This window comes from uncultured Bacteroides sp. (assembly GCF_905207245.1).
In the GTDB taxonomy this organism is placed as follows: Bacteria; Bacteroidota; Bacteroidia; order Bacteroidales; family Bacteroidaceae; genus Bacteroides.
In genome coordinates this window covers 41,562-54,757 of the sequence record NZ_CAJLKP010000020.1, presented here as the reverse complement: position 1 = coordinate 54,757, position 13,196 = coordinate 41,562, and the positions used below count along the sequence as shown (strand labels likewise).

The 13,196-nt window shown below is 46.6% G+C and carries 10 protein-coding genes and 1 pseudogene; 7 read left to right on the top strand and 4 right to left on the bottom strand.

What is annotated here, in order from left to right; translation table 11 throughout:
• Window positions 1-28: 28 nt before the first annotated feature.
• Both glsA and QZ135_RS08535 read right to left on the bottom strand, forming a co-directional pair.
• Window positions 29-994, bottom strand: coding sequence for a glutaminase A (gene glsA, locus QZ135_RS08540; RefSeq protein ID WP_294607869.1), 966 nt, complete (start codon window positions 992-994; stop codon window positions 29-31).
• 143 nt (window positions 995-1,137) lie between these two features.
• On the bottom strand, window positions 1,138-2,574 hold the full coding sequence (locus tag QZ135_RS08535) for a glutamate decarboxylase (RefSeq protein WP_294607868.1): 1,437 nt from the start codon (window positions 2,572-2,574) through the stop codon (window positions 1,138-1,140).
• A gap of 216 nt (window positions 2,575-2,790) precedes the next feature.
• Between QZ135_RS08535 and QZ135_RS08530 the strand changes: the two genes are divergently transcribed.
• Complete coding sequence (locus tag QZ135_RS08530) at window positions 2,791-4,032, top strand: MFS transporter (RefSeq protein ID WP_294607866.1); 1,242 nt, start codon at window positions 2,791-2,793, stop codon at window positions 4,030-4,032.
• A 99-nt stretch (window positions 4,033-4,131) separates the two neighbouring features.
• A pseudogene (locus QZ135_RS08525) lies at window positions 4,132-4,326 on the top strand (LytTR family DNA-binding domain-containing protein); the annotation flags it as partial.
• 105 nt (window positions 4,327-4,431) lie between these two features.
• Here QZ135_RS08525 and ald read toward each other — a convergent pair.
• Window positions 4,432-5,538, bottom strand: coding sequence for an alanine dehydrogenase (gene ald / locus QZ135_RS08520; protein ID WP_044270181.1), 1,107 nt, complete (start codon window positions 5,536-5,538; stop codon window positions 4,432-4,434).
• Between the two features lie 184 nt (window positions 5,539-5,722).
• Window positions 5,723-5,893: a hypothetical protein gene (locus QZ135_RS08515; protein ID WP_294607863.1), complete on the bottom strand. Its 171-nt coding sequence runs from the start codon at window positions 5,891-5,893 to the stop codon at window positions 5,723-5,725.
• A gap of 201 nt (window positions 5,894-6,094) precedes the next feature.
• On the opposite strand from QZ135_RS08515, the gene QZ135_RS08510 reads away from it, so the two are divergent.
• The 5 genes from QZ135_RS08510 to QZ135_RS08490 all read left to right on the top strand — a co-directional run bounded on the left by QZ135_RS08510 (window position 6,095) and on the right by QZ135_RS08490 (window position 13,191).
• Window positions 6,095-7,705 (top strand): M23 family metallopeptidase, encoded by a 1,611-nt coding sequence (locus tag QZ135_RS08510; protein ID WP_294607922.1) that lies wholly within the window; start codon window positions 6,095-6,097, stop codon window positions 7,703-7,705.
• Window positions 7,706-7,875: 170 nt separating this feature from the next.
• Window positions 7,876-9,519 carry a C69 family dipeptidase gene (locus tag QZ135_RS08505; protein WP_294607861.1) on the top strand — a complete coding sequence of 548 codons (1,644 nt, stop codon included), beginning with the start codon at window positions 7,876-7,878 and terminating at the stop codon, window positions 9,517-9,519.
• 169 nt (window positions 9,520-9,688) lie between these two features.
• Complete coding sequence (locus QZ135_RS08500) at window positions 9,689-11,431, top strand: phospho-sugar mutase (RefSeq protein ID WP_294607856.1); 1,743 nt, start codon at window positions 9,689-9,691, stop codon at window positions 11,429-11,431.
• 189 nt (window positions 11,432-11,620) lie between these two features.
• Window positions 11,621-12,520, top strand: a complete 900-nt coding sequence (locus tag QZ135_RS08495; RefSeq protein ID WP_294607854.1) for a histidine decarboxylase, pyruvoyl type — start codon at window positions 11,621-11,623, stop codon at window positions 12,518-12,520.
• Between the two features lie 41 nt (window positions 12,521-12,561).
• A complete protein-coding gene (locus QZ135_RS08490; RefSeq protein WP_294607851.1) occupies window positions 12,562-13,191 on the top strand; it encodes a pyruvoyl-dependent arginine decarboxylase in 630 nt (209 codons plus the stop codon).
• The last annotated feature ends 5 nt before the right edge of the window (window positions 13,192-13,196 follow it).

Genomic DNA, 13,196 nt, shown 5'->3' with positions numbered 1-13,196 from the left:
CCTATATTTATGAAAAAGAGAGATTGTTTTATTCTACAATGGTTACACGGTCACCATTGAACACGCCCAGGTCTAATTTGTTCATGATGAACTTGATGGCGAGCTGTGCTTTAACAGAATTTCCTGCTTCGTCCAAAGGAGGTGCGAAAGCAGATGCGCCGAATACTCCGGGCAATACCGCCATAACGCCACCACCTACACCGCTCTTGGCAGGTATTCCGGCAGTGTACATCCAGTCGCCCGAGTGTTCGTAGAAACCTACGGTAGAAATCATGGAAGTAATCTTCGGAGCCAGTGAAGCCTCGAAAACTTCCTGTTTCGTAACAGGATTCACACCATTGTTTGCGATGGTTCCGGCGGCAATACCCAGTTGTTGTGCAGTGATGCCCAGTGAACACTGGCGTGTGTATAAATCGAGTGCCATGTCCGGATTATCATAGATACGATTATAGTTCTTCAGCAACCATGCGATGGAACGATTATTGAAGTTTGTAGCTGTTTCCGACTTATACAACTCATCAATCAATTGTGGAGCAGAACCACACAATTCAGTGATATTCTGTACGATGGCTTCCCACTTCTTATCAGAATCACCTACCGGAGTCACCATAGAACATGCCGAAATGGCACCTGCATTTACCAACGGGGTAGATGGGTGGTCGTTCTCCAGCAAAATGGCGATGATGGAGTTGAAAGGCAATCCCGTAGCATCCGCACCAATCATGTCGAGCACTTTCTGTGCTCCGTACTGACGGAGGATAAGAATAGCTGTGTGTACTTTTGAAACGGACTCTATACCGAAACGATAGTCTGTATCGCCTATGTTAATAGTCTGTCCGTTCATCAGACAAAGGCTGATGCCGAACAGGTTCTTGTCAATGTTGGCAAGGTAGGGGATGTAATCGGCGTTTTTTCCCCCTGTGTTGCCCTTCGCTTGTTCATAAGCTTCCTGAGCAACCTCTTTCAGTTGAGAGATTGATATCTTTTTATCCATAGTTTTTCTTGTTTGAGTTGACAAGGGGAGAAGTTGACAAGGGAACGAGGGGCTGCGCTATGTAGGCTTTGCGCTGCATAAGCCATACGCCATCTTATAGCGCAGCCCTTGTCCCCTTGTCAACTAGTTCCTCGTCAACTTAATTATTTCTTATGTCTACGTCCACCGTGATTGAACATCTTAGCTTCCACCGGCAAGTTCTTTTCCTGAGCCATGCGGGTAGGAGTAGGATAATCCAATTTTTCCAGTTCAGTGATAGCATTCTTGATGTCGCCCAGCAACATGTCTGCCATGTCGCGGCTGAAGCCCTGGCGTACTACCACACGCATTACGACGTAGTCGTCCAGTTTAGAAGGCAGGGTATAAGCCGGTACCATCCAACCATGTTGCGACAGTTTATCCTGAAGGTCGTACAACGTCCATTTAGCATTCTTGGCGTACTCCGGTTTCATGTACCAGATGAACAACGGGTTCACCACTTCTTCTGAATAGTTGACGAACGGTTCCATCTTGGCGATTTCGTCATGGATATACTTCGCAATGGTCAGCGAATTATACTGCACCTCTTTGTATCCCTGGAATCCTAAGCGAATGAATTGGTAGTACTGACCCAGGATTTGAGCAGCAGGACGGGAGAAGTTCAAGCCGACCTGAGTAATGTTTGCACCGAGGTAGTTTACACTGAATGACATTTCTTCGGGCAGATATTCTTTGCCTTTCCAGCAAACCCAGCCCAGACCCGGATAAACGAGACCGAATTTATGTCCGCTGACACTGATAGAAAGAACCCACTTCAAGCGGAAGTCCCACTTCTTTTCAGGATAGAGGAACGGCAGGATGAAACCACCACTGGCAGCATCTACATGGATAGGAATATCGTAACCGGTCTTGGCGTTGTAAGCATCCAGAGCTTTGTCCAATGCTTCTACGTCATCGTTCAGTCCGGTCCATGTCACACCCTGAATAGGTACGATACAAATGGTGTTTTCATCACACATTTTTAATGCTTCTTCCGGATCAAGAGTAGTCTTGTCAAGGGTCAAAGGCACTTCACGCATTTCAATCTGCCACAACTGAGCGAACTTTTCCCATACTACCTGGAAACCGGTTGAGATAACGAAATTAGGTTTATCGAATGGTTTGCCCTGAGCCTGGCGTTTTTTACGCCAACGCAGCCAAGCTGCCACACCGCCCAACATACATGCTTCACTTGAACCAATGGCCAGCGCACCTGTTTTCCAAGTATCCTTTTCAGGAGAGTTCCACAAGTTTGCTACGATGTTGATACATTTTCCGTTCATCACGGCGATACGGGGATATTCCGTTTCGTCAATGTAGTTGATGTTGATTGCCTCGTTCATCAGCTTGGTGGCATAGTCGTCCATATAAGTGGTAACGAATGTAGCCAGATTCAGACGGGGTTGAGTTTGAGCGAAAGTTTCGTCTTTTACCATCTGATAAGCAATTTCGGGAGTAGTAGGTCCGTCAGGGATCTTCTCTACCGGAGAGGGTTGCAACATTCTGTTTGATCCAAACACTTCTGTTTTGGCATCACCTTTTCTGAAATTTACATCTTCCATTTTACTAATTGTTTTAGTTTAGGTTTAGGCGGCGAGGATTTTCCCCGTCGAATTTCCCACAACAACGGCGTTTGCAGAGGAAAGTTCCGGGGTTTTACATATTTTGGCGTTTATTAAACAGTTACGAGCTACAACAGCTACGAGCTACTATTTGAACTTTCTATAACCGTTATTGTTCTTCTTGCATTGTTTCAAACTATATAAATATTGTATAATATGAAAATCAATACCGGACGGGGAACCATTCCTCTTATTACATTGATCGGCATCTGGTCTATTTCTGCATTGACCTCTTTGCCGGGATTGGCTGTTTCTCCTATTTTGGGACAGCTTTCCACTACTTTTCCGGATGCTTCGGAACTGGATATTCAGATGCTTAGTTCTTTGCCGTCGTTATTGATCATACCTTTTATTTTGTTGGCGGGCAAGTTGGCTGAGAAACGCGACTTTGTCCGTCTATTACGCGCGGGGCTCTGGATGTTCGCCGCGAGCGGGGTGCTGTACCTGTTTTCCACAAAGATGTGGCAATTAATAGCTGTCAGCGCCCTGCTGGGAATTGGTGCGGGACTGATTATTCCGCTTTCTACCGGATTGATATCCCGTTATTTCACGGGAACCTACCGGGTGAAGCAGTTTGGATACAGTTCCGCCATTACAAATGTTACGCTGGTGGTGGCAACTGCTGTTACCGGCTATCTGGCAGAAGTGAACTGGCATCTGCCTTTCCTGGTCTATTTACTACCTTTGGTAGCCATCATACTCACCATCCATCTGAAAGACGAAAATGCGGATGGTGAAGCACAAGTCACGTCATCGGATAAATCTCCTGCCGATACTTCTTCATCGGCAGAAACGGCTGTTCCGGCTATCCCCGGTAAGTATGGTATTCATGTCCGTCATCTGCTGCAACTGATGCTTTTCTACGGGCTTACCACTTATATCGTATTGATCGTGACGTTCAACCTTCCGTTCCTGATGGAGGAACATCACTTTTCCAGTGGGAACTCGGGGATGATGATTTCCCTCTTCTTCCTTGCTATCATGACACCCGGTTTCTTTCTGGGGCATGTTGTAAAGTATCTGAAGGAAAAGACTAAGTTTTACAGTCTGCTGTGTATTGCACTGGGGTTGGCACTGATATGGATTTCTCCCAAAGAATGGCTGATTATACCCGGCTGCATACTGGTGGGATTGGGCTATGGGGTTATCCAACCGTTGATTTATGATAAAACGGTGGATACGGCTGTTCCCCAGAAAACCACGCTGGCATTGGCTTTTGTGATGGCAATGAATTATCTGGCCGTGCTGCTTTGTCCGTTTATCGTAGATTTCTTCCAATCATTGTTTCATGTACGTTCGCAGGAGTTTCCGTTTATCTTTAACCTTGGTATTACGATACTTGCATTGATATGGGCGTATAGGAGGAAGAAAGATTTTCTGTTCGGCGATAAGCTGTAAGTCGGTAGTTTCACTTCAATGACTGATATCGACGGTTGAATTGCTAAAATAGCCGGTTCAGCACACAGTCATTCTGTGTATAATTCGGATAGTTTACTTGAATGTATCGATCCATCCTTGTTCTTTCGTGTCAACCGGCAATTTCTGATATCCCGTGAGGCTATCAAGGATATTGATTTATGGTTCAACAATCGTCTGTCTATTAATCTTCGTTGTAAGGTTTCGGATGAGAAAGTGCTGGTAAGCAAGGCACGTGTACAAGAATTTAAGGATTGGTTTTCCAAGACACATTGAGCATGTCGTGAAGAATACAAGAGCTACAAGCTACAGGAGCTACAAGCTACAAGTACTTTGCAGCGTGATAGCGCAGCCACTCGTAGCTTCCTGTGCTTGTAACTTTTACAGCTCTATCGGCTCATACTTCAGCCCGAACACATCAGCCACCGCTTTATACGTCACCTGTCCTTCTACCACATTCAGCCCTAATGCCAGTGCAGGATCATCTTTGCATGCCTTCCGCCAGCCTTTGTTTGCCAGTGCCACGGTGTAGGGCAGCGTGGCGTTTGTCAGTGCCATGGTGGAGGTGAAAGGTACGGCACCCGGAATATTGGCAACGGCATAATGAACGATGCCGTCCACTACATACGTCGGTTCGCTGTGCGTGGTCGGGTGGGAGGTTTCAAAGCAGCCGCCCTGGTCGATGGCGACGTCTACGAGGACTGTTCCGGGTTTCATCATTTTCAGCATCTCTTTGGTGATGAGGTGCGGGGCTTTATCGCCCGGGATGAGGACGGAACCTATCACGAGATCTATATTGGGAAGCTCCATCTTGATGTTGTGCATGGAGGAATAGAGCGTTTTCACGTTCTTCGGCATCACTTCGCTGAGGTAGCGGAGGCGGGAGAGGTTGATGTCCGTAATCAGGACTTCAGCACCCATGCCGGCAGCTATCTGTGCGGCGTTGGTTCCTACGATACCACCACCCAGAACAAGCACCCGTGCGGGGCGTACACCTGTCACTCCACCCATCAGTTTTCCTTTTCCACCTTGAGGCTTTTCGAGGAAGCGGGCGCCTACCTGGGTGGCCATGCGTCCCGCCACTTCGCTCATAGGGGTGAGCAACGGCAGCGAGCGGTCTTCTTTCTCCACGGTTTCGTAGGCAATGCAGATACCACCGCTTTCTATCATGGCTTCGGTCAATATTTTATCGGCGGCAAAGTGGAAGTAGGTAAATACCACCTGACCTTTTTTAATCAGTTTGTACTCGGGGGCGATAGGTTCTTTCACCTTCACAATCATTTCCGCCGCGGCATAGGTCGCTTCGATGGTCGGCAGCATTTTCGCACCCACTGCTGTGTACTCTTCATCCGCGAAACCGCTGTTTGCACCTGCTGATGCCTGTACATACACTGTATGACCTTGTTTCACCAACTCGGCTACTCCGGCAGGGGTCATACCTACACGGTTTTCGTTGTTCTTGATTTCTTTAGGTACTCCGATAATCATAACCTTTACAATTTTAATTGGGGGTTAAACATGTCGCAAGGTAACGAATTATCAGTTTCGATGTTCACGCGGGCAAGGTGTTTTACAACAGTATTTTTATGCAAGTTTTAATCTGAAAACATCAAGTGTCCACATGCTTTCAATATCCTTTTCTGGGGATGGCTATTGTTTGAATTTGAAATGGTTAATGCCTGTACCAGTCATATTTCTTTTCCGGAACTTCTGTCTTTTTGCGCTTTTGTACCTCTTTTTGCGTCCTGCGAAGGCGGCGGATGGCAACAATCACAACGATGAAACCTATAACGATAAGTACCGCCAAAGTGAGGCATGCGCAGATGAAAATTGTATTACTCATAGTTTGCCAGTAATAGATATTTTTGATTAGTTGTGTTGCAAAGATATGGAATAAGGCGGATTCTGCAAACATCTTTGTGTACAAAGATGGCATTTGTTGTGGTAGAGATGGGGATATTTTTTATCTTTGCCTGCGTTTAAAACTAAGATTACACCTATGAACAAATATACTCAAACTGCAATATATTTATCTTTTTTATTCATGTTTGGCGGGGTTGCCCGTGCACAGGAGTCTACTTTTACCCCTCCTTTCGATTTTCCTATTACCTTTTCCGGTAATTTCGGTGAGATACGTGCCAACCATTTCCATGGCGGACTCGATTTCAAGACGGGCGGTACCATCGGCAAACCCGTGCGGGCGCTGGCTGACGGATACATTTCGCGTATCCGCGTCACTCATGGTTCGGGTTATGTGCTCGATGTGGCATATAATAATGGATACAATACAATCAACCGCCACCTCAGTGCCTTTGTGGGCGACATAGCTCGCCGGGTGGAAGACCTGCAATACGAAAAGGAGACATGGGAAGTAGAGATTACCCCCGAACCTGGCGAGTATCCTGTACGTGCAGGACAAATAATCGCTTTGAGTGGCAATACCGGATATTCTTTCGGTCCGCACCTGCATCTTGATGTGTTTGAGGCGGATACGGATGATTATATCGACCCTCTGCCATTCTTTAAGAAGAAAGTAAAAGATACGACTGCACCTCGTGCCGAAGGCATCATGCTTTTCCCGCAACCTGGCAAGGGAGTAGTGGACAGAACTCAGAAGCGTCAATCATTTCCACTCAATCCCAAACAACCCATCACTGCTTGGGGACTGATAGGAGCGGGTATCCGCGCCTATGACTATATGGATGGCGTGCACAACCGTTACGGTGTGCACACGGTTATTCTGGAAGTGGACAGCGTGGAAGTGTTCCGCAGTGTAGTGGACCGCTTCTCGGAGAATGAAAACCGCATGATAAACTCGTGGACATACGGGCAATATATGAAATCGTTTATCGAACCGGGAAATACGCTGAGGATGCTACATGCTTCAAATGCTAACCGGGGGCTGATAGATATCAATGAAGAGCGTCCGTACCGCTTTGTCTACACCTTGAAGGATGCCTTGGGAAATACTTCGAAGGTACGTTTCACCGTGCATGGAAAGCGGGCGGAGATAGCTCCCGTGGAACATCGGGAGAAGTACGTTTTCCGATGGAATAAGGTGAACTATTTGCAGGAGCCTGGTCTGTCATTGGTGATTCCTCGCGGGATGCTGTATGATGATGCGTATCTGAATTATGCTGTGCGGGCAGATAGCGGAGATGTTGCCTTTACTTATCAGTTGAATGACACGCGCATTCCTCTGCATGGCCGTTGTGAGTTGAGCATCGGCTTGCGTCGCCGCCCTCTGGAAGATATGACGAAGTACTATGTGGCAGGCGTGAACTCCCGGGGCGGGAAGTATAGCATAGGTGGCAAGTACGAAGACGGTTTCATGAAGACGACTATCCGGGAGTTGGGTACGTATACCGTTGCCATTGATACCGTGCCACCCGAAATCACTCCGCTGAACCCGCAACAGTGGGGACGCACGGGACGCATTACGTTCAAGGCGAAGGATAAAGAAACCGGTATAAGCAGTTATCGCGGCACCATCGACGGGGAGTATGCTTTGTTTGGCAAACCTAATTCCATCAGTGGAAACCTGGTGTACGAGATTGATCCTAAACGGGTGGAACGGGGCAAGCATATGGTGGAAATCACTGTGACGGATGGTTGCGGCAACCAGGCAACAGAACAGTTTACGTTCGTCTGGTAAACAAGTCCGTGCCATCTCCGTGTCTGCTCCGTACCTGGTCCGTACCATCTCCGTATCTTATAGGTACGGAGATCATACGGAGATGACACGGAGCAGATACGGAGATACTACGGAGCTGGTACGGAGATGATATATGTGAAACATGAATTAATAATTTAAATAGCTAAAGTATGAAAAGTAAAAGACTGACTCTTTCCGTTTTATTTGTGGCGGTTGCAGTGGTGAATGCATTGGCTTGCACCAACCTCATTGTTGGTAAGAATGCCTCCACAGACGGTTCTACAATTGTTTCTTATTCTGCCGACTCTTACGGGTTGTTCGGCGAGTTATATCATTATCCTGCCGGTATGCATAAGAAAGGTACACTGATAGATGTGCACGAGTGGGACACCGGCAAGTATCTGGGACGGATTGAGCAGGCACGCCAGACGTATAACGTCATCGGCAATATCAACGAATTCCAGCTTACCATTGCTGAAACCACTTTCGGAGGTCGTCCTGAGCTGGTAGATACGACTGGTATCATTGATTACGGAAGTCTGATTTATCTCGGCCTGCAACGTGCCCGCACCGCTCGCGAGGCTATCAAGGTGATGACTGACCTTGTGCAAGAATACGGCTACTATAGCAGTGGCGAGTCTTTCACTATCGCCGATCCGAATGAAATCTGGATTATGGAGATGATTGGCAAAGGTCCCGGTGTGCGTGGTGCCGTATGGGTGGCTGTACGCATCCCCGATGATTGTATCTCGGCACATGCCAACCAATCACGTATCCACCAGTTCGACATGAACGATAAAAACAATTGCATGTACTCTTCCGATGTTGTCTCTTTCGCCCGTGAAAAGGGTTATTTTAACGGAGTGAACAAGGACTTTAGTTTTGCAGACGCCTATGCCCCGTTGGATTTCGGCGCACGCCGTTATTGCGAGGCCCGCGTATGGAGTTACTTCAATATGTTTACCGATCGTGGTGAGGAATTTCTTCCTTATATAGAAGGTAAAACCAACCAACCCATGCCGCTTTATCTGAAAGCCAACCGCAAAATCTCCGTACAGGATGTGAAGAATGCCATGCGCGACCATTATGAAGGTACTCCGTTGGATATCAGCAAAGATTTCGGTGCCGGTCCTTATCATACTCCTTACCGTCTTTCTCCGCTGTCCTTCAAGGTGAACGACCAGGAATATTTCAACGAACGTCCCATCTCTACCCAGCAGTCAGGTTTTGTTTTCGTATCTCAGATGCGCTCTACCATGCCCGATGCTATCGGTGGCGTACTGTGGTTCGGTACGGATGATGCTAATATGACAGTGTTCACACCTGTATATTGCTGTACCGATAAAGTGCCTGTATGTTACACTCGCGTAGATGGTGCCGACTATATCACCTTCTCCTGGAATTCTTCTTTCTGGATTTTCAACTGGGTGGCAAACATGGTTTATCCCCGTTACGACCTGATGATGGGTGATGTACGTGCCACTCAAATTGAATTGGAAACTACCTTCAACGATGCGCAGGAAGGTATTGAGTCTGCTGCATCCAAGCTCTACTCTAAAGACCCGGCACAGGCCAAAGCATTCCTGACTAACTATACGAATATGACTGCACAGAGTACACTCGACACTTGGAAACGTCTTGGTGAGTTCCTTATCGTGAAATATAACGATGGCGTAGTGAAGCGTATGAAAGACGGTAAATTCGAGCGTAATGCTATCGGCCAACCGGCAGGTGTAGTTCGTCCCGGATATCCGAAAGAGTTCCTGGAAGAATACGTGAAGCAAACCGGCGACCGCTATAAAATGCCGGAATAATGACCTGTTGCAGGCTTTGTTGATTTCACAGGAACAATAAAAAGCCTGTGAAATCTGTACAAAGCAGTGTAAATCTTTAATGAAAAAGTAGGATAATTGAACTTATTCGCCTACATTTGTGTCTTACAAATAACAGATATATTTTAACCTCTAAAATAACAATAATTGTATGGAAAATCAGGAACTTATCAAGCAGGTAACTGAGAAAGCCCAGAAGTGGCTCACCCCGGCTTATGATGCCGAAACTCAGGCTGAAGTAAAACGCATGTTGGAAAACGAAGACAAAACTGAGCTGATAGATTGTTTCTATAAGGATTTGGAATTCGGTACGGGTGGCTTGCGCGGCATTATGGGGGCAGGAACCAATCGTATGAATATCTATACCGTAGGCGCTGCCACACAGGGCCTTTCCAACTATTTGAACCAATGCTTCAAAGATAAAGAACAGATTTCCGTAGTGGTAGGTTACGACTGTCGTAACAATAGTGATAAATTCGCAAAAATCTCTGCCGACATCTTCTCTGCAAATGGCATCAAGGTATATCTCTTTGATGATTTGCGTCCCACACCGGAAGTTTCATTTGCTATCCGTCACTTCGGTTGCCAGAGTGGTATCAACATCACTGCCAGCCACAATCCGAGAGAATATAATGGTTACAAGGCTTATTGGGATGACGGTGCCCAGGTACTTGCTCCGCACGATACCGCCATCATTGACGAAGTAAACAAGGTGACTGTTGATGATATCAAGTTTGAAGGTAACAAAGAGTTGATTCAGATCATTGGTGCTGATGTAGACAAGATCTATCTGGATATGGTTCATTCTATTTCTATAGATCTGGAAGTTATCAAGCGTCAGAAAGATCTCAGCATTGTTTATACTCCTTTGCATGGTGCAGGTCGTGTGCTGATTCCTTCTTCTCTGAAAGAATGGGGATTTGAGAATGTAAATTGCGTACCCGAGCAGATGGTGAAGGATGGCAATTTCCCGACAGTAGTATCTCCGAACCCTGAAAATGCCGAAGCTCTCTCTATGGCTATCGCATTGGCTAAGAAACTCGATGCCGACATCGTAATGGCGAGCGATCCGGATGCCGACCGTGTAGGTATGGCTTGCAAAGATGATAAAGGTGAGTGGGTGCTTATCAATGGTAACCAGACTTGTCTGATCTTCTTGTATTACATTATCAAGAATCGTATTGCAATGGGTAAGATGCAGCCGAATGACTTTATTGTGAAGACCATTGTAACTACTGAACTGATTAAGGCTGTCGCTGATAAGAATAAGATTGAAATGCGTGATTGCTACACTGGTTTCAAATGGATTGCACGTGAAATCCGTTTGAGCGAAGGCAAACAACAATACATCGGTGGTGGTGAAGAAAGCTACGGCTTCCTGGCAGAAGACTTTGTTCGTGACAAAGACGCTGTTTCTGCTTGTTCACTGCTGGCTGAAATCTGTGCCTGGGCAAAAGACCAGGGCAAGACGCTGTATGACGTACTGATGGACATCTATGTAGAGTATGGTTTCTCTAAAGAAACGACTGTAAACGTAGTGAAACCCGGTAAGAGTGGTGCGGATGAAATCAAAGCCATGATGGATAACTTCCGTGCTAACCCGCCGAAGGAAATCGGAGGTTCACCTGTCAAATTAATCAAGGATTATAAGACATTGAAGATGATTGATGCTCAGGGAAATGCTGTTGATCTGGATATGCCGGAGACTTCAAATGTTCTTCAGTATTTCACGGAAGACGGTACAAAGATTTCTGTTCGTCCGTCGGGTACAGAACCGAAAATCAAGTTCTATATCGAGGTGAAGGGCGAAATGGGTTGCCCGAAATGCTACGCCAGTGCTGATGCTGAAGCAGAAGAGAAAGTGGTGGCAGTACGTAAGTCACTCGGTATCTAAAGGTAAATTGCTGTAAGGCAGAAAGAAAGGTGTAATCCTGCGAAGGGTTGCACCTTTTTTGTTTTTTGCCGGGCAGTGTGTGCTTTCTTTCCGGATTAAGGTTCTTTTACTTTCTTTAAGTCATTCCTCTAATCATTCTCTGTTAAATGCCGTTCTATATGCAACATCTAAACCTAAACTAAAATAGTTATGAAAGATCTTGTTGCCGGCATTAAGTATGATGCCGCTAAAGTGATTGAACAGGCCGTAGGGCCAAGTAAAGAATTCTGCATGGGTTACATGAATCCCGGTGCTCCGAATGGTCAGGGATACATCTCTACCATGAAACTCTCAGTGGGCACAGTCGATGTAAAAGACCTTGACGCAGTTACCGAAAACATTGTTTCGTATGACCGTTGCGAAAAGAACGACGCCTATATCGGACAAATCAATATGCTGACCGTATCTTCTTTCTGTGGCCAGAACGGTGCTGTATGGGGATACGACCTTGCTGTACACGAAGATATTGCTACAGGTAAGGAGAAACCCATGTACATGCAGGAACAACCGGACGGAAAACCCGCTATTCCCGTATATAATGCCCGCCCGTTGCTGGAAGCAAGCGAACGCCTCTTCGGACGTGAAGGCCAGCGACGCTTCCCACCCATGCCGGGAGCACACGTCATCTGCGCCAACAAGGATGTGACAGCCCGCGGTCCCGTGTGGGTATGGTCGGCCATTGGCATCGCTATCTTGAAAAATCGTAGTGACGGTTCTTGCCTTTTCATCGAGGATGCCAACACGTATGGCGGTGACAACACCACCGAAGCCGAAATCATTGGTTTCCTGGAAGGCTCACTCCGCAAAGTAACCAACAGCATTGTGCTGTGCGGACAAGACCAGTCGGTAGAGTACGACCGCATTTATGTAGGCTACAAGTACACTTTCGTAGAACCGAACCAAGTGGGTTGCGCGTTGACTTGCGCCCCGTACATTTATCTGGCCCAGAATGCTATTCCCGAAGGTATGAAAGCTGCCGACCTGAAAGGTATGCCTATCGACGAGTGGGAAAAGAAGCTGGGGCTTGAGCACCTGACAATGATTGAATAATAAGACCTAACCTAAACTTTAACTATATAAATATTTTTATCATGGATGAAATGAGAGGGACACGTTATCCCATTTTCGGATTTGTAACTGGTGGTACAGGCGCCTTTAATGACGGTATTCCACCTCAGCCTTATGAAACCTTTGCCTATGACCTCGCCTTGCACGAAGCCGGAATTGAAAATTTTAATGTTATTCCTTACACCTCTGTGATGCCGCCCGAAATACGTGGCAACCTGGTGACCATCACCCCGGAGATGAATCAGAAATTCCATTATCTGCCTTTCCGTCCCGACATCAAGAATCAGTTCCACCACGGAGCCGTATTGGAAGTGATTATTGCCGGATCGGGTGCCAACTATGCCGAACATAAGGCAATCGCTACCGGTGTGGGCATCGTATGGGCAAAGAAGGACGGTAAGTTCGTTGGTGGTTTTGCTGCCGAGTATGTGCAGTATTACGATTCAAAAATTGATGATGAAATAGCGGGTGCAGAAGCACGCATGTGGTTGAATAAGTCGTTGAACCATGAACTCTCCATGCGCGGCATGGAACAGGACGGTGATAAGGAGTTATTCCACAATTTCATCAATATACCTTCCGATAATCCGTTTGCATACTGTCTGACGGCTATCGGTTTCCTGAACTTTGGTTATGCACCATTAGCTAAATAAGTGAT